We start from the raw sequence: 18,531 nt of genomic DNA, 5'->3' as shown, positions 1-18,531 counted from the left end.
TCTCCGGGTGGTTCGGATGCGTGAACGGGTGAGCGGTGGGACGGGATGGCTGATCGGGTCAGCAGCAGCCGGTTCCGGCGGCGACGGCGTCCGCCTTTGCCGCCGGGTCGCAGCAACTGCCCGCTGCCTCGGCGGCCTGCCCGGTGCCGCAGCACGGCGTCGCGGCTGTCGGTGTGGCGGCCGGCGGGGCGGGCGAGACGGCGCTGGTGGGTTTGGTGGCCTTGATGATCGCGGCATGCAGGCCGTCGGCGATGGCGTGCGTGGGGGTGATGTCGATGGCCGTGAAGCCCGCGGCCTCCAGTCCCCCGCGGTACTCGGCGAAGGAGAGGGCGCCGGCGATGCAGGCGGCGTAGCCGCCGCGTTCGGCGCGCTCGGCGGGAGTGAGGGTGTCGTCGGCGACGACGTCGCTGATGCCCAGGCGCCCGCCGGGGACCAGCGTGCGGAAGGCCTCGGCGAAGACGGCGGGCTTGTCGGTGGACAGGTTGATGACGCAGTTGGAGATGGTCACGTCGACGCTGTCGGCGGGCAGCGGGACCGCCTCGATCGTGCCCTTGAGGAACTCCACGTTCGACGCCCCCGCCTTGGCGGCGTTCGTGCGGGCGAGCGCGAGCATCTCCTCGGTCATGTCCAGGCCGTACGCCTTGCCGGTCGGTCCGACCCGCCGGGCGGAGAGCAGCACGTCGATGCCGCCGCCCGACCCGAGGTCCAGCACCCGCTCCCCCGCGCGCAGTTCGGCGACCGCGGTCGGGTTGCCGCAGCCGAGTGAGGCGGCCAGGGCTTGAGCCGGCAGCTCCTCATGGTCTTCGGGCTGGTAGAGGCCGGCCCCGAAGGAGGCGTCGACCTCGATCCCGGTGCCGGAACAGCAGCCGGTCCCGCCGTCGATCACCTTGCGGGCGGCTGCCGCGTAGTCGGCGCGCACCCGGTCCCGCAGATCCTGCTGGGTGTCTGCCATGGCTGCCTCCCTGCTCCGGGCTGCGCGGCGAGACCACCCAGCCTGATTTGACGCCTGTCGATACAGCCGAGCTTGCCGCCTGCCTCGACGGATGTCAATATTGACGCATGTCGAATCTGAGCGTGCGAGAGCTGCCGGTCCTCCAGCCCGAGGAGACGGTGGCGCCGTGCTGCCCCCCGCTGACCGAGCGCCCGTTGTCGGCCGAGGAGGCCGAACGCACAGCGGTGATGTTCAAGGCGCTGGGCGACCCGGTGCGGCTTCGACTGTTCTCGCTGATCGCCTCGCACGAGGGCGGCGAGGCGTGCGTGTGCGACATCTCCGACGTCGGCGTGTCACAGCCGACTGTGTCGCACCACTTGAAGAAGCTGAGGGAGGCCGGGCTGCTGACCTCCGAGCGGCGTGCCACGTGGGTCTACTACAAGGTCGCGCCCGAGGTCGTGGCGGCGATGTCCGCCCTGCTTGACCTGCGCCACTGACCGCATCCCGGCTCCGGACGATCAGTCGCCGAGGGTGAGCTGGTTGTGGTGGAAGTCGTAGTGCTGTGTTGCGTACCGATACACCTCTCCGACGGTCATCGTGGCGCGGAAGAAGGGATCCCAGCGGGCGGGGAAGTGCATCGCCGCGTTCAGGGACTGCTCGGTCTCGCGATCGAGCGACCGGTGCAGCGCAGCCACGGTGCGGTCCATCTTCGCGGCCATCCGCCGGTGGTCGAACACGCGTGAGCCGGCGACGGAGCCGAAGTAGTTGGCCTGGTCGAACGGCCATGTCGCGACGTCGAGCAGGCGGGAGTAGGACCGCCCCACCCTGGCGGGCAGACGTGAGAACAGGCGGACCAGGGGCAGCAGGCTGCGGACGATCAGGTAGCCGAAGAGCATGTGGAACAGCAGTTCCTCGTTGGTCCACCGTGTCCCGTCAGTGCGGCGTGCGAGCGCCTCCGCGTCAGCGGCGCCAAGGAGGTCGTGGAAGTCGGCTCGAACGCGCTCCAGCTCGGCGTGGACCACCTCGGGGTCGAAATCCGGCGTGCTGACCACTGCCCGCTCCCTCGCCTCGGCGTCATGGCCGCCCTTGGCCACACGCCTTTCATCTACTATCGTCGATTGTCGATGGAAGAGACAAGCATCCCGGCGCCTCTGGTCGACGCGGACTCCGCGGAGACCTACGCGTCCTGGTTCAAGGCACTCGCGGACCCGACCCGGATCCAGCTGGTCCACCTGCTGGCCCGTGTCGGCCGTCCGATGAGCGTGGGCGAGATCGTCGAACAGGCCCCGGTCGGGCAGTCGACCGTGTCGCACCACCTGAAGGTCCTGGCCGAGGTGCGATTCGTGCTGGCCGAGCGACGCGGCACCTCCACCTGGTATGTCATCAACAGCCGCTGCCTGACGGTTTTCCCGGCCGCGCTGCGTGCGATCCTCGCCGAACCCGTGGAAGGACAGTGCGATGGACCGTGACACCGTCGTCGCGATGACCGCCGAGCACGCCGCCGAGGTGCTGGCGATCTACCAGGCTGGCATCGACGAGGGAAATGCCACCTTCGAGACCCAGGCCCCCGCCTGGGAGCACTTCGACGCCGCCAAGCTGGCCGAGCACCGGTTCGTCGCCGTCGACCAGGACGGCCGCGTGCTCGGCTGGGTCGCGGCGAGCAAGGTCTCCGACCGGTGCGCGTATGCCGGCGTGGTCGAGCACTCCGTCTACGTCCACCCCGACGCGCGCGGGCGGGGCATCGCGCGCATGCTCCTCGACGCGCTCATCGCCTCGACCGAGAGGGCAGGCGTGTGGACGATCCAGTCCGGGATCTTCCCCGAGAACACCGCCAGCCTCGCCCTCCACCAGCGTGCCAGGTTCCGGGTCATTGGTACGCGTGAGCGCATCGGCCGCCACCACGGCCGCTGGCGCGACGTCGTCCTCATCGAGCGCCGCAGTCCGCTGGTGGACTGAGGTCCGGTCAGCGCAGCAGTTCGGTGATCTCGGCGACGGCCTGGCGGGCGGTGCGGCCGACGCCGATGAGGGTGGCGGAGGCGGGGCCGGTCCAGTCGCCGTAGCCGAGCAGATGGATCCGCGGGTCGCTCTGGGCGCGGGTACCGGCGGTGGCGATCCGGTCGCGTTCACCGGTGCGCAGGCCGAGCGGCGCGAGATGCGCGAGTGCTGGCCGGAAGCCGGTGCACCAGATGACTGCGTCCGCCGGCCAGATGCTCCCGTCCCGGAAGCGGGGGCCGACCGGGGTGAGGGCGTCGAACATCGGCTGGTCGTCGAGTAGACCCGCTGCTCGGGCGGCGCGGACTGGTGGGACGGCGACGATGTCGCCGAGGTCGGAGATCCGGGGGCCGTCGTCCTGGACGCGACGGGTGGCGATCTCGAACAGCGCGCGGCCGTCGATCTCGTCCGGGAGCAGGCGCGCAGGACGGCGGGTCACCCAGCGGACCGAGTCCGCGAGGCCAAGGAGGTCGGCGGCGATCTGGGCGCCGGAGTTGCCGCCACCGACGACCACCACGCGCTGCCCGGTGAAGTCCTCGGGGCGCCGGTAGCCGCGGGTGTGGATCTGCCGCCCGCCGAACAACTGCTGGCCGGGGACAGCGGGTACGAAGGGGCGGGTCCAGTTGCCGGTGGCGCTGATCAACGCCCGGGTGTGCCAGGTGCCGTCGTCGGTGTGCACGAGCAGGCCGCCGTCGTCGGTGTCGTGGACGGCGTGGACCTGGACCGGGCGGTGGACGGGGAGCTCGTAGCGCTTCTCGTACTCGGTCAGGTAGTCGACGACATGGGCGGCGTCGGGGGCGTCATGGCCCGGCTGATTCGGCATCGGGCGGCCGGGCAGGGAGGAGTAGGCGGCCGGGGAGAACAGGCGCAGGCTCTCCCAGTAGTCCTGCCACGCGCCGCCCGGCGCCTCGGCGTTGTCGAGGACGGCGAAGTCGAGCCCCGCGCGGCGCAGGTAATAGCCCGCCGCGAGTCCGGCCTGCCCGCCGCCGATGACGAGCACCTGCACCCGTCGCCGCGCTGGGGTCTGGTGCGGCGCGGTGGGCGTGGTGGGGGTGCCGGTGATCGTCACGTCTCTCCTCGGCGGTTCAGCCGGTACGGGCGGCGGTCGGGTCGGGGCAGCAGCGGCCGTAAGCATGTCGGGCCTGGTCGCAGGTCGGGCACAGGATCCGGCGCGCGGACGGAGCCACCTCGCGCGTCTCGCCCTCGCGGGTGCGGCAGGCCAGGGCCTGTTCGGTGACGCGGAGGTGGGCGCCGCAGACGCCGGCCCCGCAGTTGGTGCAGATGCCCAGTGCGGGGGCCGTCATGTCCTTGCGGTCGCAGTCCAGGCAGTTCACTCCCGCCCGGCCTCGCCGTTGTTGCTGCGGTACCCGAAGACGAGCGCCACCAGGGCCAGGCCGACGACGCCGCCGACGAGCTCCATGCCAATGAAGCCCGGCAGGCTCGAAGGCTTGATCCCGGCGAAGGTGTTCGTGAAGGCGCGGCCGATCGCCACGGCCGGGTTGGCAAAGGAGGTGGAGGAGGTGAACCAGTACGCCGCGCCGATGTAGGAGGCAACCGCGACGGGCGCGAAGCGCAGTTGGTCCTTCTTCGCGAGGCCGAAGATCAGGAACACGAGTCCGGCGGTGGCGACGACCTCGCCGAGCAGCAGGTGCCCGGCGGAGCGGTCGTGGGTGGACCACTGCACCAGCTGTTTGCCGAACATCGCGTCCGCGAGCACCGCGCCCGCGATGGCGCCGCCGACCTGCGCGGGCACGTAGGCGGCGATGTCCCGGGCGGCGAGTCCGCCCTCGGTGCGGCGGCCGGTCCACCAATCGGCGAGGGTGACGACCGGGTTGAAGTGCGCGCCGGACACGGGGCCGAGCAGCAGGATCAGGATGCCCAGGCCGAAGACCGTGGCCAGGGAGTTGGCCAGCAGCTCCAGGCCGACATCGGGGGTGAGCTCGGTGGCCTGGATGCCGGAGCCGACCACGACGGCGACCAGCAGGGCGGTGCCGACGAACTCGGCGGCGACCCGCTGGAACAGCGGCGGCCGGTGGGCGACCGCGGGACCGGGCGGCAACGCAGGGTCCACGTGCGCGGCGGGCTGATCCACTATGACCTCGGGGGCGTCGGTGCTGGTCACGGGCAGGCTCTTTTGGAGTTGGCCGCGTCGTTCACGCGGGCGAGGGAGGCGAGACGGGTGAACTGCTCGGCGAGCTGGTCCAGCACCTCCGGCCGCAGCCGGTAATAGGTGAACCGGCCGCACGGCTCGGTCTCCACCACCCCGGCGTCACGCAGCACCTTCAGGTGGTTGGACAGGTTGGTCTGCTTCGCGCCGGTCTCCTCCACCAGGTGCGTCGTGCACAGCGTCTCCCGCGCGAGCAGGCTCACGATCTGCATGCGCAGCGGGTCGGCCAGCACCCGGACCAGATCAGTATCGACTGACGTCAGCATGGACTGATAATCTCACATCAGTTGGGGCTGATACCAGCCCGGACGGAGCTTTGGCCCGTCCCTACCCTGCACCCGTGGAGCCCGCGATGCCCACGTCCGATCCCCACCTGGAACTCGTCGAGGTCCCCATGGGCTGCGGCGACCCCGTCTCGCTCGGCCACCGCTACCTGGACTGGCCCGTCGCCAACCCGGCCACCGCCCCCGTGGAGGTGGCCCGCGTGATCCGCGACGAGATCGCCGGACGCGTCACCGGACTCCTCGCGGAACTCCAGCCCGCCACCTGAGCCACCACCCTGCCTGCCTCTCACACCAGAAAGACCCGATGATGACCACCAGCCCCGTCGCGTCCGTCCTGTTCGTCTGCGTCCACAACGCCGGCCGCTCTCAGATGGCCGCCGGGTTCCTGCGCCACCTCGCCGGGGACCGCATCGAGGTCCGCTCCGCCGGCTCCATCCCCGGCGACCAGGTCAACCCCGCCGCCGTCGCCGCCATGGCCGAGGTCGGTATCGACATCTCCGACCAGAAGCCCAAGGTCCTCACCACCGAGGCCGTCCAGGCGTCCGACTACTGCATCACCATGGGCTGCGGCGACGCCTGCCCGATCTTCCCCGGCAAGCACTACCTCGACTGGCAGCTGGAGGACCCGGCCGGCCAGGGCATCGACGCCGTCCGCCCCATCCGCGACGAGATCAAGAAGCTCATCGAGGGCTTGATCGCCGAGATCGACGCCAAGCAGCCGGAGCAGTGACATCTTCATGACCGCCGCCATCCCCGCACCCCGCGAGGCCGACGACGTGCGCGACGTCATCATCATCGGCTCTGGGCCCGCCGGATACACCGCCGCCCTCTACACCGCCCGCGCCCAACTGAGACCCCTGCTCTTCGGCTCCGCCATCTTCGTCGGCGGCTCGCTGACTACCACCGTGTCAGAGCCTCTTCACCCCCCGGCGCGGCTCAGGATCCAGACACCGTAGGTGTCGTTCGCGGGGTGCAGTTCGTAACTGCCCGCCCGCAGGTCGACGCGCAGACCGACGGCATCTAGGTCCGCTTCGAATTCCGCCGCCGTGTAGACGTGGGCGTGCGGCGGCGGGTCCTGGAGGTGGAAGCCGACCAGGATGCGGCCGTTCTCGCCGAGCACATCGCGCATCGCCGCCAGCGCCGTCCGCTCCGTACCCTCGGCCAGGTAGACGATCACGTTGCCCACACAGACGACCAGATCGAAAGGACCGTCATCCGGACTGAGATCGAGGATGTCCCGCTCCTCGATCGGCAGTCCGGGGTAAGTCTCGCGGGCCTGCTGGACCAGCGCCCCATCGGGCTCGATCGCGACCACGTCGTGCTCGCGCCGCACGAGCGCGGCGGCCACCCGGCCCATGCCGGCGCCGGCGTCGAGTACCCGGGCGCCACGGGGCAGGAGCGTGTCCGCGAGCCGGGCCTCGCCGTCGACGTCCTTGCCGGCGGCGATGAGCTCAGCGAACCGCTTGCCGAAGTTCCCGCTCGCCCCCGCCTCCTGCCAGCGGGTCGGCCGCGCCGCCATCGGCATGCCGCCCGCGCGCGGCAGTGTGACCTTGTCCATGTCCGCATCTTAAGTGCGGACAGCAAGCCTGAGACGACGGCGATCGACCCAGTCGCAGCCTGGAGCAGGCAGATTGCCAGCGTGCACGAGGGGTTCTGGGCCTAGGCACTCCAGAAGATCGCGCCGCGCCTCGGCGGTCACGAGCCGCAACAGTCCCCAGAAGGCTCCGCCGCGCAGCATCCGCCCTCGCTCGCCTGGGACCCCCGCGCGTGTCGTGCGAGGTCGATGAGGGCGCAAAGGGACCGCAAGAAGGGCACGTGATCACCGCCTGAGGCCCGGCGCTCAATGGGCGCCGGGCGGGGCTCACGGTCACACCCGTCTCGACCACGCCGGCCCGGAGTTTGCTCCCCTTTGGCGGAGTGGCGATCTCGTCGCCGTCGCTCACCTTCTATGGTCGAAGAACTGCCTACGATCCGGGGAGCGCACCGATGACCCACGCCAGGACCACCGTCGGCGACGTCCTCGACGAACTGCGGCGGCGCCGAGCCGAGTTCCACGAGCAGCGGTTCGTGTCGGCCGACTTCGTCGCCCGGCTGAAGGAGATCGGCGTCTACCGGGCAGCGACGCCGCGGCGCTTCGGTGGCGACCCGATGCGGCCTGCCGACTTCCTGCGCCTGATCGAGCGGATCTCCACGGTCGACGGGTCGGCCGGCTGGGTTGCCGCCTTCGGCTGCCAGACCACCTACCTCGGGTCGCTGCCGCTGGAGTCGCTCGAGGAGATCTACGCTGACGGCCCGGACGTCGTCTTCGCCGGCGCGCTGTATCCCGTGCAGGAGGCCCGCAGGACGCCCGACGGCTTCTCCGTCAGCGGACGGTGGAAGTTCGGCAGCGGCTGCAAGGCCGCCGGGGTGCTCTGTGTCGGCATCCCCGGCGACGACTCGACGGACGGCAAGCCGCGGGGGGCAGTGGTGCGGCCCGCGGACGTCACCATCGTGGAGGACTGGGACGTCATCGGCATGAGGGCGACGGGCTCCTTCGACCTGGTCCTCGACGAGGTGCCGGTGCTGGAGCGGCGCACCTTCATCAGGGGCGGCGCGCCGACCATCGACGAGCCGGTCTACCGCTACCCCGCGATCGCCTACGCGGCCCAAGCGCTGTCCGTCGTCTCCGCCGGTGTCGCACGGGCCGCGCTCGACTTCGCCGAGGAGACCGGTGCCGGGCGTGTTGGTATCACCGCTGCGCCCCGGCTCGCCGACCGGGCGTACTACCGCGCGGGCGTCGCCGAGGCTGAGGCGATGCTGCGATCCGCGCGCGCCTACTTCTTCGAGGCCGCGGAGGAGGCGTGGGACAGCGTGTCCGACGGGGCGGCCGTGCGGGACGACCTCAACGCCCACCTGAGGCTCTCGGCGGCCCATCTCGCCCGCACTTCCGCGGAGGTGGTCGCGAAGGTGGTCGGCCTGTCCGGCACCGCGCCGATCTTCACCGGCCACCCCCTGCAGGAACTGCTCGGCGATGCCCTCGTGCCACAGTCGCACGCGTTCCTCAGTCCGATGATGTACGACGCGGCGGGCGCGGTGCTGATGGGCCTGCCCGCCACGGTGCCGGCTTTCCGGTGACGGCGCGGTCAGCACTCTGGGGTCCGATTGGGCCTAGACGTTGTTCGTCGATCCCGGACCCCGGCGTCGAGTGCGAATGCTCCTCGACCTCTGACAGCGCCGACTGGGCGTCAACCCTGGTCGCTGGCGGCGCCACGCGCCGCGTCGGACTTCGTGAAGACCTCGCGCGCCACCGCGTAGCTGTCGAACGAACGGGCGACGCCCACTTGGACAGCCATCTGAATGAAGGCCTCGACGATCTCCTCCTTGGCACGCCAGTCCGCAGGGCGAACCGCTGCTGGCCGCGGAGCGGCTCCAGAATGCCCAGGCTCGCCGTGATGGTGGCGGAGCCCAGCGCGTGCGTGCGCAAGGTCGAGGTAATCGGTCCCGGACCAGGCGTCGTTGAAGGCGTGCTCGGTCGTAATCCGAACGGATTCGTAGGCGTTGTCCGGCTCGGACGGCCGCGGGGCGACAAGCGGCGCAAGACTGAATGTGCTCGGTCATGGTGAAACCTGCCGGAGAGAAGGGCTCGGGTCACATCCGGCCTCCCGCTTGCGCCGGCGCAAGGTCCACCAGTCCTGTTCGAGTTGTGGCTTCCTTGCATGTTGATAGCTTCAGGACATGGATAAGGGCGAGGAGTTCCCCAAAGTCGCCATCGTGACGGGCGCCTCGCAAGGCATCGGCGCAGGTCTGGTCGAGGCCTATCGCCGACTCGGGTACGCCGTCGTCGCCACCTCACGCACCATCGCCTCCTCCGACGAGGCCGATCTGCTGACGGTCCAGGGCGATGTCGCCCATCGGAAGGCCGCCGAACGCGTCGTCGCGGCCGCACTCGACCGCTACGGCCGGATCGACACCCTGGTCAACAACGCCGGCCGCTTCATCGGGAAGCCCTTCAGCGACTACACCGAGGACGACTACGAGGTGGTCACCGCCGTCAACATCGGCGGCTTCTTCCACATCACCCAGCTCTCGGTCCCGCACATGATCGCCCAGGGCGGCGGCCACATCGTCCAGGTCACAACGAGCCTCGTGGACCACGCGCAGTCCGCAGCCCCGGCATTGCTGGCCTCGCTCACCAAGGGCGGTCTGCAAGCCGCCACCAAGGGCCTGGCCATTGAGTACGCGGCGCAAGGCATCCGCGCCAACGCCGTCTCGCTCGGGGTGATCGACACGTTCCCGAACGTCGATGCCGACCGCGAGGCTCTGGCGCGGCTCCATCCGCTCGGCCGCATGGGCGAGATCCGTGATGTGGTCGACGCGGTGGTGTTCCTGGAGAACGCGCCGTTCGTCACCGGCGAGATCCTGCACGTGGACGGTGGCCAGAGCGCGGGCCACTGACAGCTCACCACCGCGCGGCGCCCGGCATCCCGGTTGTCTCGGTCTGCTACCCGTTCGGGCGGCCTCGCCGTCCGCTCCTGTCGGCGCGGTGCCGACGTCCGATCCCCGTCCTCAAGCCCGGCCGCTTCCCCTCGGTCGAAGATCACAACAGGCTCCGCACCAGACGTTGCGTACAAGCCACACGTCCGAGTCGCACTCCTCCCGAGCCGGACGCGGGACGGTGACGGGCGCGAGAAGGCGCAGCGCGCGACGCCTGCGCCGGCCTCCTCGTCCATCGCCTGGCTCGCGGAAGTACGAAACAAACAGGTGTCCCATAGTACGAAGATCTCGTCGCTTCGAGTTCTGGGTTCTCGGAATGAACCGGCTCCGTGCCCTCGGGATCGGCGCCCATGGATCGCCGACGGGACAACACGATGACGTTGGATGAAAAGGCTCCCCCGATGTGCCTCCCGCCCAGCCTGAACGTCGGCCGGGATCTTGCTCGATCACCGAGGAGCGCCCGTGAAGACGACCACGACATACCGAGCTTCAGATCAGGCAACTCGTCCATGGAAGGCGCTGCGACCACAACGGGACACCGTCCCGATGCACATGATTGCGCGCACGCCTACGATGAAATCTGGGCGGTTGCCGTGGAACCTCGGAAGTTCAGGAGAGAGGCGCCTTGATGGATCCGGACGCCCGTACCAGAGCCGCTGTCGAAGAACACTGGCGAGCATCGGAACGTGGGGACACCGAAGCCGAACACGCTGTATACGCCGCTGACGCGATCCTCGACTACCCGCAGTCGGGCGAGCGATTCCGAGGCCGTCCGGCGATTTCGGCCCAGCGCGGCGGACACCCCGCGAATCGCCATTTCACGGTTCGGCGAATCACCGGCGGCGGGAGTCTGTGGGTGAGCGAGTGCCTGATCACGTACGACGGTGTGCCCAGTTATTCGGTAAGCATCATGGAATTCGACCACGAGCATGTTGTCCACGAGACCCAGTACTTCGCCGACGCCTTCGGCGCGCCCGAATGGCGAACCAAACTCGCGGAGCCGATGCCAGGCAGGACCATTACGAGGGCCTGATCGAGCGACAAGGTTCTGGTTCTGTGGAAGGGAACAGGCTTGTGCCCTACCCATGCGATCGGCCGAGGAATCCGGCCCGCATCCGCGGATCCACGAGGTTCCCTCGAACCAAGCGAGAGCCCAGTTCGGCCGGCTGCTGTCAGGTGACACTTCGCGATGAAGCCGACCCGCTGCGCGATGAGGGCGAGGCATACGCGGCCAAGCTGCGGGAAGCCGAGGTCGATGTCACCACGATGCGGGTCCTCGGCTGCTGCACGACGTCCTGATGCTCAACAGGCCGAGACACCGGAACATCTATGCAGGCAGGCGCCCTTCCGGATACGGAAGGGCGCCCGTTCGGCACCGACGACCAGGCACTTGACCTGCGCTTTTATCCCTACGGCAGGTTGCGCGCCATGACGATGCGCTGGACCTGGTTGGTGCCCTCGTAGATCTGGGTGATCTTCGCGTCGCGCATCATGCGCTCCAGCGGGTAGTCACGGGTGTAGCCGTAGCCGCCGAGGAGCTGGACGGCGTCGGTGGTGACCTCCATGGCGACGTCGGAGGCGAAGCACTTGGCCGCGGCGCCGAAGAAGGTCAGGTCGGAGTCGACGCGCTGGGACTTGGCCGCGGCGGCGTAGGTGAGCTGGCGGGCGGCCTCCAGCTTCATGGCCATGTCGGCGAGCATGAACTGGATGCCCTGGAACTCGGCGATGGCCTTGCCGAACTGCTTGCGCTCGTGGACGTAGCCCTTGGCGTAGTCCAGCGCGCCCTGGGCGACACCCAGCGCCTGGGCGGCGATGGTGATGCGGGTGTGGTCGAGGGTCTTCATCGCGGTGGCGAAGCCGGTGCCCTCGGCGCCGATCATCCGCGAGGCGGGGATGCGGACGTTGTCGAAGTAGACCTCACGGGTCGGGGAGCCCTTGATGCCGAGCTTCTTCTCCGGCGCGCCGAAGGAGACACCCTCGTCGCCCTTCTCCACGACGAACGCGGAGATGCCCTTGGAGCGCTTCTCCGGGTCGGTCACCGCCATGACCGTGTAGTACTCGGAGACGCCCGCGTTGGTGATCCAGCGCTTGACGCCGTTCAGGACGTAGTCGTCGCCGTCGCGCACCGCGCGGGTCTTCATGCCGGCCGCGTCGGAGCCCGCGTCGGGCTCGGAGAGGCAGTAGGAGAACATCGCGTCGCCGGCCGCGAGCGGGGCCAGGTACTTGGCCTTCAGCTCCTCGGAACCGGAGAGGATCACCGGGAGCGAGCCGAGCTTGTTGACCGCGGGGATCAGCGAGGAGGACACGCAGACGCGGGCCACCTCCTCGATGACGATCACGGTGGCGAGCGCGTCGGCGCCGGCGCCGCCGTACTCCTCGGGGACGTGGACGGCGTGCAGCTCGGAGGCGACGAGCGCGTCGAGCGCCTCCTGCGGGAAGCGGGCCTGCTCGTCCACCTCGGTGGCGAACGGGGCGATCTTCGCCTCGGCCAGGCCCCGGACCGTCTCCCGGAGCATCTGGTGCTCCTCCGAGATCTGGTACAGGTCGAAATCTGCGCTCACGGTCGCTCCCGAGATCTGTCGGCGCCCCCGTGGGCACCCATATGGCACTCAGTACCCTCGATTATGCACACTCAGTGCCATCATGGGGAGCTCCGGACCCCGATCTGGTGTTACGTTCTGCACATGGCAGCAGCTGTGAGCACCGGGAACGAGAGCAAGCCGACCATGCGGGAGTCCCTGGTCCGCGCCGCGTTCCAGCTCTTCCTGGAGCGCGGCTTCGAGCAGACCACGATCGACGACATCGTCTCGCTGGCCGGCGTCGGACGGCGCTCCTTCTTCCGCTACTTCCCCTCCAAGGAGGACGTGGTCTTCCCGGACCACGAGGGCGCCCTGCAGGGGATGACCGCGTTCCTGCGCGAGGCCCCCGCCGACGGCGACCCGGTCGCCCAGGCCTGCGACGCATCCCGGCTCGTGCTGGCGATGTACGCCGCCGATCCCCTCTTCTCCGTGCAGCGCTACCGGCTGACCCGTGAGGTCCCGGGCCTGCGCGCGCACGAGCTGTCCGTGGTGTGGCGCTACGAGCGCGCGCTCGCCGAGCACCTGCGTGAGCGTGGCGCGGACCGCAGCGACGGCGCGCTGCGCGCGGACGTGGTGGCGGCGGCCGTGGTCGCCGCCCACAACCACGCCCTGCGCTCCTGGCTGCGCGCGGGCGGCGAGGGCGACGTGGACGCCGCGATGGACGAGGCGCTCGGCTATGTCGCCCGCGCCTTCTCCCCCGCCGGGCCGTCCGCCGCCCCCGCCTCCGCCGTCCCGGCGGACGGCGCGCACCCGCGGCAGGACCCGGACGAGCAGGTCGTGGTGCTGGTCGCCCGCAAGGGGGCCCCGCTGTGGCAGGTCGTGCGGGACGTCGAGGGCGCGCTCGGGCAGTAGCCCGCCGGGGAGGCTCGCAGGACGGGCTCCGGGGCGCACCTCGGAGAGTGAGGGCACTGAGTGCCTTTACGTGGGGCACTGAGTGCCATACAGTCGATTCGGCACTTGCGCCGCTGAACGACCCCACCACCCCGTTCACTGGAGCCCCCATGCCCACCTTGACCCTCACCGCTGTCGCTCCCCTCGCCGCCGCCCCCACGGGCGACGAGGAGAGCGCTCCCGTCCTGCGCTACCACCGCTGCGGCTGGTGCGGCTCCGCCACCGGACGCGCCGCGCTGCTCTGCCCAATCTGCGGCTCCTCCGAACTGGAGGAGCAGGCCAGCGCCGGCTCCGGCATCGTGCACCGGTTGCTGACGCCGCGCCACCGCCAGTACACCGACGGCGAGACGATCTGCCTGGTCGTGCTTGAGGAGGGCTTCACCGTGCAGGCCTCCCTCGACGACGCCCTGCCCGGCACCGTGCCCGAGGGCACCCGGGTCCGCCTGGCCCCGCCGGCCCCGCACACGCACCTCCCGGTCTTCCGCGCCTGCGCCTGACCCGGCGGGGCCTCACCACCGCAGCCCCCACCTCGCATTACGCTTCCTCCACGCCGAGCCGGACCTGCGCCGGCGTACGAGGGACGCGGCAGCGGCGAAGGGTGACGGCGCGTGGACTTCTCGACCCTGGCGGTCATCGTGGTGGCCGGGATGCTCGGCCCGCTGCTGGCCCTGCCCAGGCGCTGGCGGATCCCGGTCGTCATCGGCGAGTTGCTGGCCGGCGTACTGCTCGGGCCGACCTTCGTCGACTACCTGCACGCCGGGGACAAGACCTTCGCGTTCCTCGCCGACATGGGCTTCGCCCTGATCATGTTCGTCGCGGGCGCCCATGTCCCGGTCCGGGACAAGGCGCTGCGGGGCGGGCTGGTCAAGGGCCTGCTGCGGGCCGTCGGAGTCGCGGCCGTCGGCGTGATCCCGGCGTTCGCGCTGTCGCGCGGCTTCCACACCGGGCACACCGCGATGTACGCGGTGCTGTTCGCGTCGTCCTCGGCCGCGCTGGTGCTGCCGATCATCGACTCGCTGCAGCTGGGCGGGCCAGGGATCCTCGCGCTGCTGCCGCAGGTCGCGGTCGCGGACACGGCCTGCATCGTCGCGCTGCCGCTCGCCGTCGACCCCGCGCACGCGGTGCGCGCCGCGCTGGGCGCGCTGGCGGTCCTGGGCTCCGCCGTGGTGCTCTTCCTGATCCTGCGTGAGGCCGAACGGCGCGGCCTGCACCGGCGACTGCACCGGCTCTCCCGGCGGCGCTCGTTCGCGCTGGAGCTGCGGATCAGCCTGGCGATCGTCTTCGCGCTCGCCGCGCTCGCGACGCACACGCACGTCTCGATCATGCTGGCGGGCTTCTCGTTCGGGCTCGTCGTCGCCGCGATCGGCGAACCGCGGCGACTGGCCCGGCAGCTGTTCGGGATCACGGAGGGCTTCCTCGGACCGCTCTTCTTCGTCTGGCTCGGCTCCTCGCTGGACCTGCGGCAGCTCGGCAGCCACCCGTCCGCGATCCTGCTGGGTCTGCTGCTCGGCGCGGCGACCGTCCTGGCTCACGTCTCGATGCGGCTGACGGGCCAGCCGGTCGCCCACGGCGTCCTGGCCTCCGCCCAGTTGGGCGTGCCGGTGGCCGCGGCGACACTCGGCACGCAACTGCATCTGCTGCGCCCCGGCGAGTCCGCGGCGCTGCTGCTCGGCGCCCTCGTCTCCATCGCCGCGGCGACGGCCGCCGGCGCGGCCGCCGCGCGCCACGCGACCCCGCCGAAGGCCCCGACTTCGGGGACCCCGGCCACTTCGCCGACCCCGCCCCATCCACCGGCGTCGGGGGCCTCGGCAACCTAACCGCTCAGTCCTTGCGCAGCGGCGCCACCCCGGCGCAGGCCCGCCGCGCCTCCTCCCCGTCCAGGACGGCCAGGACTTCGAGCCGTTCCGGCAGGCGCTCCAGCAACGGTCCCCACTGCAGCGGGACGAACTCCTGCCGGTCGTGCAGGACCAGCCTCCGCACGCCGTCCACCACGGGGAGCTCGTCCGGGGCCACGGACGGCCACAGGCGCGCCCCGTCGGGGCGGGCGAACGCGAAGTCCTCGTAGAGGGCGAGCCGTGAGGGCACGGACGGCCGCTCGGCCGCCGCTCCGGCGAACGCCGCGGCGACGTCGGAGCTGCCCGGGAGATGGCCCCCGCCATAGAGGGCGACGCTCAGCGGCATCTGCAGCTGCGCCAGGTGGGTCATTCCGTCTATCCGCACCACGAACGCCTTGCGGGCGGCCGGGTGGACGACGAGCAGCGGCGCGTCCTCCAGCAGGCGCAGCAGGCGGACCACGAGGCCAAGGAAGCGGCTCTCGTAGCGGGGCAGCAGCCACTCCGCGAGCCGGGCCAGCCGGTTCGCGTCGGCGCCGAGGCCGGGGATGCCGTCGTCGCCGTCGCGCAGCAGCAGCCGTACCCGGCCGTCGGCGAGCACCGGGACGGCCGCGGTCGACCAGCGGTGCAGCGCCAGCCAGCCGAGGTAGGGGGCGTGCCAGACGTCGGCATAGGAGTCGCCGAGGCGGGCCTGAAGGTCCGGGTCGGGCACCGAGCCCGGCTCCGGGGGCTCCTCCGCCGGACCGAAGCGGTCCCACCAGAGTCCGAAGAACTCCTGGGCCCGTAACAGGCTTTCGCGCAGGCCGCGCAGCAACGGCGGGGCGCAGACCAGGGCGTCGGCGCCGACGTCCACCAACTGCCCCACGAGATCGGCGAAGGCGGCTGCGTGCCAGGCCGGCATCAGGGCCAGCTGGCGGGCGATGTGCGGGCCGAGCCGTGTGGTGTGCGCGTCCAGCGTCGCAGCGGGCAGGTCGGTCAACTCGCGGTAGACGGATTCCAGTTGGTCGGGGCTGTCCTGCGCGACGGCCGCGTCCAGGTGCTGCAGGGCGGCGTCGACGGCACGGGCGCTGTCGGAGGTCGTCACCACGGCAGTCTAGGCAGGAATGTCACGGAACGTCACGCCACTTGCTCCTCCGGAGTGCTGCGCGCCAGGCGGGCGAGGGTGTCCAGGGTGTCCGCCAGGACGGGGAGCGGCGGGGACGCGAGGCCGAGCCGGACGGCGGTGGGCGGGACGCGCGTGCCCACGGCGTAGGCCGCCGCCGGGGTGAGACCGATGCCCGCGCGGGCCGCGGCGGCGACGAAGGTCTCGGCGTGCCATCCGGCGGGCAGTTCCCACCAGCAGTAGTACGAGCCCGGGTCGCTCCGCAGCGAGGCGCCCTGCAGTGCTTTCCGCGCCAGCTCCTGACGGGCCGTCGCATCCGCGCGCTTGGCCGCGCCGACGGTCGCCACCGTGCCGTCGCCGATCCAGCGCACGGCCGCCTCCAGGGCGAAGCCGCCCGGAAGCCAACTCCCGGCCCGCAACGAGGCGGTGACGGGCTCGCGCAGCGCCTCCGGCACGACGGCGAAGCCGGTGCTGAGACCGGGGGCGAGCCGCTTGGAGAGGCTGTCGACCAGCACGATCCGCTCCGGCGCGAGCGCGGCCAGCGGGGCGACGTCCGGACGCAGGAAGGCCCAGATCGCGTCCTCGACGGCGGTGAGGTCGAGCCGCCACAGCACCTCGACGAGCTCCTCGCGACGGGCGGCCGGCATGGTGGTCCCGAGCGGGTTGTGGACGCGCGGCTGGAGGTAGACGGCGCGCAGCGGCGCGCTGCGGTGCGCGGCGGCGAGGGCTTCCGGGTCGAGGCCGTCGTCATCCATGGCGATCGGGACCAGGACGATGCCGAGGCGCTGGGCGATGGCCTTGACCACGGGATAGGTCAACTCCTCGACGCCGAGCCGCTGTCCGGGCGGAACGAGGGCGGCCAGGACGGCGGAGATCGCCTGCCGGCCGCTGCCGGCGAACACCAACGCCTCCGGCTCCGGCGCCCAACCGCCCGGCGCCGCGCTTCCTTGGGCCGCATCGCCGGGCACCGCTCGGCCCTGCACCGGAGTGGCCCGCCCCGCACCGACCTGCCCCGCACTGCCGCGCTCCGCGCCGGCGGCCTCCGCCGCGATCAGCGCGGTGAAGGCCGCGCGCGCCGCGGGTGTGCCCTCGGCGCGGCTCGGTCGCAGCGCGAGGTCGAGCGCGTCCGGACGCAGCATCGGGGCGAGCCCGGCGGCCAGCAGTGCCGACTGCTCGGGCACGACGGGGTAGTTGAGCTCCAGGTCGACCCGCGCCCGCGAGGGTTCGGTCAGCGGCAACCCCGCTCCGGGCAGCCCGGCCGTGGCGCGCACGAACGTGCCGCGGCCGACCTCGCCGACGACCACGCCGCGCCGGACCAGCTCCGCGTAGACGCGACCGGCCGTGGAGGCCGCGATCCCGCGCCGACGCGCGAACGCGCGCTGCGTGGGCAGGCGTTCGCCCGGTCGCAGCCGGCCCGCCGCGACGGCGTCCGCGATCTCGTCGGCCAGCAGGCGGTAGTCGTCCACGGATCTCCCCTTCCCTCCACGCTCCGCTCGACGCAATGGTCCAGGATTGCACCGAGGGTAATATCAGTATTGCACCGAGCCTGCGGCCACCCTAGCCTCTGAACCATGGAACTGATCAGCCTGCACGCAGAACTCGGTCTGGCCGCCGTCGGTTTGGGCATGGTGCTCACCCCCGGGCCGAACATGATCTACCTGGTCTCCCGGACGATCGTCCAAGGCCGCCGCGCCGGACTGGTCTCCCTCGCGGGCGTGGCGACCGGGTTCCTCTGCTACCTCGTCGCGGTGACGGCCGGCATCGTGACGGTCTTCTCGCTCGTGCCCGTGCTCTACACGGCGATCAAGCTGGCCGGCGCCGCCTACCTGCTCTGGCTGGCCTGGAAGGCCGTCAAGCCGGGCGGCACCGCGGTCTTCGCGCCGCAGCCGCTGCCGCCGGACTCGCCGCGTCGGCTCTACACCATGGGCCTGCTGACCTGCCTGCTCAATCCAAAGCTGGCGATCCTCTACATCTCCCTGCTCCCCCAGTTCGTGGACCCCGCGCGCGGCCACGTCGCCGAGCAGACGCTGTTGCTGGGCCTCACCCAGGTCACCATCTCGGTGACGGTCAACGCCCTGATCGCACTCGGCGCGGGCACGATCGCGGCCTTCTTCTCCCGGCGCCCGTCCTGGCTCAAGGTCCAGCGCTACGTGATGGGCACGGTCCTCGCCGGCCTCGCGCTGCACATCGCCGCGGACCGCGCCAAGGCCGTGGCGGCCTGAGCCTCCCGCCCCTCACAGCAATCTCCCAGGCCAGGGCCTCTGGACTATTACCTCTCAC

22 protein-coding genes and 2 pseudogenes are annotated in these 18,531 nt (G+C 71.2%); 14 read left to right on the top strand and 10 right to left on the bottom strand.

What is annotated here, in order from left to right:
- Positions 1–58: 58 nt before the first annotated feature.
- Complete coding sequence (arsM, locus tag DN069_RS03575; RefSeq protein WP_111499320.1) at positions 59–952, bottom strand: arsenite methyltransferase; 894 nt, start codon at positions 950–952, stop codon at positions 59–61.
- 107 nt (positions 953–1,059) lie between these two features.
- On the opposite strand from arsM, the gene DN069_RS03570 reads away from it, so the two are divergent.
- On the top strand, positions 1,060–1,428 hold the full coding sequence (locus DN069_RS03570; protein ID WP_111499319.1) for an ArsR/SmtB family transcription factor: 369 nt from the start codon (positions 1,060–1,062) through the stop codon (positions 1,426–1,428).
- Positions 1,429–1,449: 21 nt separating this feature from the next.
- Here the strand turns inward: DN069_RS03570 and DN069_RS03565 are convergent, their stop codons facing one another.
- Positions 1,450–1,983 carry a DinB family protein gene (locus DN069_RS03565; protein WP_111499318.1) on the bottom strand — a complete coding sequence of 178 codons (534 nt, stop codon included), beginning with the start codon at positions 1,981–1,983 and terminating at the stop codon, positions 1,450–1,452.
- Positions 1,984–2,055: 72 nt separating this feature from the next.
- Between DN069_RS03565 and DN069_RS03560 the strand changes: the two genes are divergently transcribed.
- The gene (locus tag DN069_RS03560) at positions 2,056–2,400 is read left to right on the top strand and encodes an ArsR/SmtB family transcription factor (RefSeq protein ID WP_111499317.1); all 345 of its coding nucleotides are present in this window, start codon (positions 2,056–2,058) and stop codon (positions 2,398–2,400) included.
- Positions 2,390–2,887 carry a GNAT family N-acetyltransferase gene (locus DN069_RS03555; RefSeq protein ID WP_111499316.1) on the top strand — a complete coding sequence of 166 codons (498 nt, stop codon included), beginning with the start codon at positions 2,390–2,392 and terminating at the stop codon, positions 2,885–2,887. Before DN069_RS03560 ends, DN069_RS03555 begins: the two co-directional genes overlap by 11 nt.
- A 7-nt stretch (positions 2,888–2,894) precedes the next feature.
- Here the strand turns inward: DN069_RS03555 and DN069_RS03550 are convergent, their stop codons facing one another.
- From DN069_RS03550 to DN069_RS03535, 4 genes are read right to left on the bottom strand one after another with little or no spacing between them, the layout of a single operon-like run.
- On the bottom strand, positions 2,895–3,992 hold the full coding sequence (locus DN069_RS03550) for an ArsO family NAD(P)H-dependent flavin-containing monooxygenase (protein ID WP_424556244.1): 1,098 nt from the start codon (positions 3,990–3,992) through the stop codon (positions 2,895–2,897).
- A gap of 16 nt (positions 3,993–4,008) precedes the next feature.
- Positions 4,009–4,257, bottom strand: coding sequence for a DUF2180 family protein (locus tag DN069_RS03545; RefSeq protein WP_111499314.1), 249 nt, complete (start codon positions 4,255–4,257; stop codon positions 4,009–4,011).
- A complete protein-coding gene (locus tag DN069_RS03540) occupies positions 4,254–5,045 on the bottom strand; it encodes an aquaporin (RefSeq protein ID WP_111499313.1) in 792 nt (263 codons plus the stop codon). The genes DN069_RS03545 and DN069_RS03540 overlap by 4 nt, the downstream gene beginning before the upstream one ends.
- Positions 5,042–5,356 carry an ArsR/SmtB family transcription factor gene (locus tag DN069_RS03535; protein WP_111499312.1) on the bottom strand — a complete coding sequence of 105 codons (315 nt, stop codon included), beginning with the start codon at positions 5,354–5,356 and terminating at the stop codon, positions 5,042–5,044. Before DN069_RS03535 ends, DN069_RS03540 begins: the two co-directional genes overlap by 4 nt.
- An 86-nt stretch (positions 5,357–5,442) precedes the next feature.
- Here DN069_RS03535 and DN069_RS03530 point away from each other — a divergent pair, with 86 nt between their 5' ends.
- The 3 genes and pseudogenes from DN069_RS03530 to DN069_RS03520 all read left to right on the top strand — a co-directional run.
- Positions 5,443–5,640 (top strand): hypothetical protein, encoded by a 198-nt coding sequence (locus DN069_RS03530; protein ID WP_111499311.1) that lies wholly within the window; start codon positions 5,443–5,445, stop codon positions 5,638–5,640.
- 41 nt (positions 5,641–5,681) lie between these two features.
- Entirely contained in the window at positions 5,682–6,104 is a 423-nt protein-coding gene (locus tag DN069_RS03525) for an arsenate reductase ArsC (RefSeq protein ID WP_111499310.1), read from the top strand.
- Between the two features lie 7 nt (positions 6,105–6,111).
- Positions 6,112–6,327 (top strand): annotated as a pseudogene (locus tag DN069_RS03520) (FAD-dependent oxidoreductase); the annotation flags it as partial.
- On the opposite strand, the gene DN069_RS03515 reads toward DN069_RS03520, so the two are convergent.
- A complete protein-coding gene (locus DN069_RS03515) occupies positions 6,294–6,893 on the bottom strand; it encodes a class I SAM-dependent methyltransferase (protein WP_424556245.1) in 600 nt (199 codons plus the stop codon). The pseudogene DN069_RS03520 and the gene DN069_RS03515 sit on opposite strands and share 34 nt — an antisense overlap.
- Positions 6,894–7,360: 467 nt before the next feature.
- On the opposite strand from DN069_RS03515, the gene DN069_RS03510 reads away from it, so the two are divergent.
- The 4 genes and pseudogenes from DN069_RS03510 to DN069_RS41255 form a co-directional block, all read left to right on the top strand.
- Positions 7,361–8,488 carry an acyl-CoA dehydrogenase family protein gene (locus DN069_RS03510; protein WP_111499307.1) on the top strand — a complete coding sequence of 376 codons (1,128 nt, stop codon included), beginning with the start codon at positions 7,361–7,363 and terminating at the stop codon, positions 8,486–8,488.
- Between the two features lie 600 nt (positions 8,489–9,088).
- A complete protein-coding gene (locus tag DN069_RS03500; RefSeq protein WP_111499306.1) occupies positions 9,089–9,808 on the top strand; it encodes an SDR family NAD(P)-dependent oxidoreductase in 720 nt (239 codons plus the stop codon).
- 667 nt (positions 9,809–10,475) lie between these two features.
- Positions 10,476–10,880, top strand: coding sequence for a nuclear transport factor 2-like protein (locus DN069_RS03495; RefSeq protein WP_111499305.1), 405 nt, complete (start codon positions 10,476–10,478; stop codon positions 10,878–10,880).
- 143 nt (positions 10,881–11,023) lie between these two features.
- A pseudogene (locus tag DN069_RS41255) lies at positions 11,024–11,163 on the top strand (alpha/beta hydrolase fold domain-containing protein); the annotation flags it as partial.
- Between the two features lie 93 nt (positions 11,164–11,256).
- Here the strand turns inward: DN069_RS41255 and DN069_RS03485 are convergent.
- Positions 11,257–12,408, bottom strand: a complete 1,152-nt coding sequence (locus DN069_RS03485) for an acyl-CoA dehydrogenase family protein (RefSeq protein ID WP_424556243.1) — start codon at positions 12,406–12,408, stop codon at positions 11,257–11,259.
- Between the two features lie 123 nt (positions 12,409–12,531).
- Here DN069_RS03485 and DN069_RS03480 point away from each other — a divergent pair, with 123 nt between their 5' ends.
- The 3 genes from DN069_RS03480 (at position 12,532) to DN069_RS03470 (ending at position 15,134) form a co-directional block, all read left to right on the top strand.
- A complete protein-coding gene (locus DN069_RS03480; RefSeq protein WP_243638872.1) occupies positions 12,532–13,278 on the top strand; it encodes a TetR family transcriptional regulator in 747 nt (248 codons plus the stop codon).
- 149 nt (positions 13,279–13,427) lie between these two features.
- Positions 13,428–13,814, top strand: coding sequence for a Zn-ribbon domain-containing OB-fold protein (locus DN069_RS03475; protein WP_111499303.1), 387 nt, complete (start codon positions 13,428–13,430; stop codon positions 13,812–13,814).
- Positions 13,815–13,925: 111 nt separating this feature from the next.
- Positions 13,926–15,134, top strand: a complete 1,209-nt coding sequence (locus DN069_RS03470) for a cation:proton antiporter (RefSeq protein WP_111499302.1) — start codon at positions 13,926–13,928, stop codon at positions 15,132–15,134.
- Between the two features lie 4 nt (positions 15,135–15,138).
- Here DN069_RS03470 and DN069_RS03465 read toward each other — a convergent pair whose 3' ends face one another.
- Both DN069_RS03465 and DN069_RS03460 read right to left on the bottom strand, forming a co-directional pair.
- The gene (locus DN069_RS03465; protein ID WP_133259821.1) at positions 15,139–16,233 is read right to left on the bottom strand and encodes a hypothetical protein; all 1,095 of its coding nucleotides are present in this window, start codon (positions 16,231–16,233) and stop codon (positions 15,139–15,141) included.
- Between the two features lie 32 nt (positions 16,234–16,265).
- The gene (locus DN069_RS03460; protein WP_111499300.1) at positions 16,266–17,717 is read right to left on the bottom strand and encodes an aminotransferase-like domain-containing protein; all 1,452 of its coding nucleotides are present in this window, start codon (positions 17,715–17,717) and stop codon (positions 16,266–16,268) included.
- 111 nt (positions 17,718–17,828) lie between these two features.
- On the opposite strand from DN069_RS03460, the gene DN069_RS03455 reads away from it, so the two are divergent.
- On the top strand, positions 17,829–18,473 hold the full coding sequence (locus DN069_RS03455; protein ID WP_111499342.1) for a LysE family translocator: 645 nt from the start codon (positions 17,829–17,831) through the stop codon (positions 18,471–18,473).
- Positions 18,474–18,531: the final 58 nt, after the last annotated feature.

This window comes from Streptacidiphilus pinicola (assembly GCF_003258295.1).
Lineage (GTDB): Bacteria > Actinomycetota > Actinomycetes > Streptomycetales > Streptomycetaceae > Streptacidiphilus > Streptacidiphilus pinicola.
Note: the sequence above shows the minus strand (reverse complement) of the source record. Positions and strands in the feature narration are given on the sequence as shown.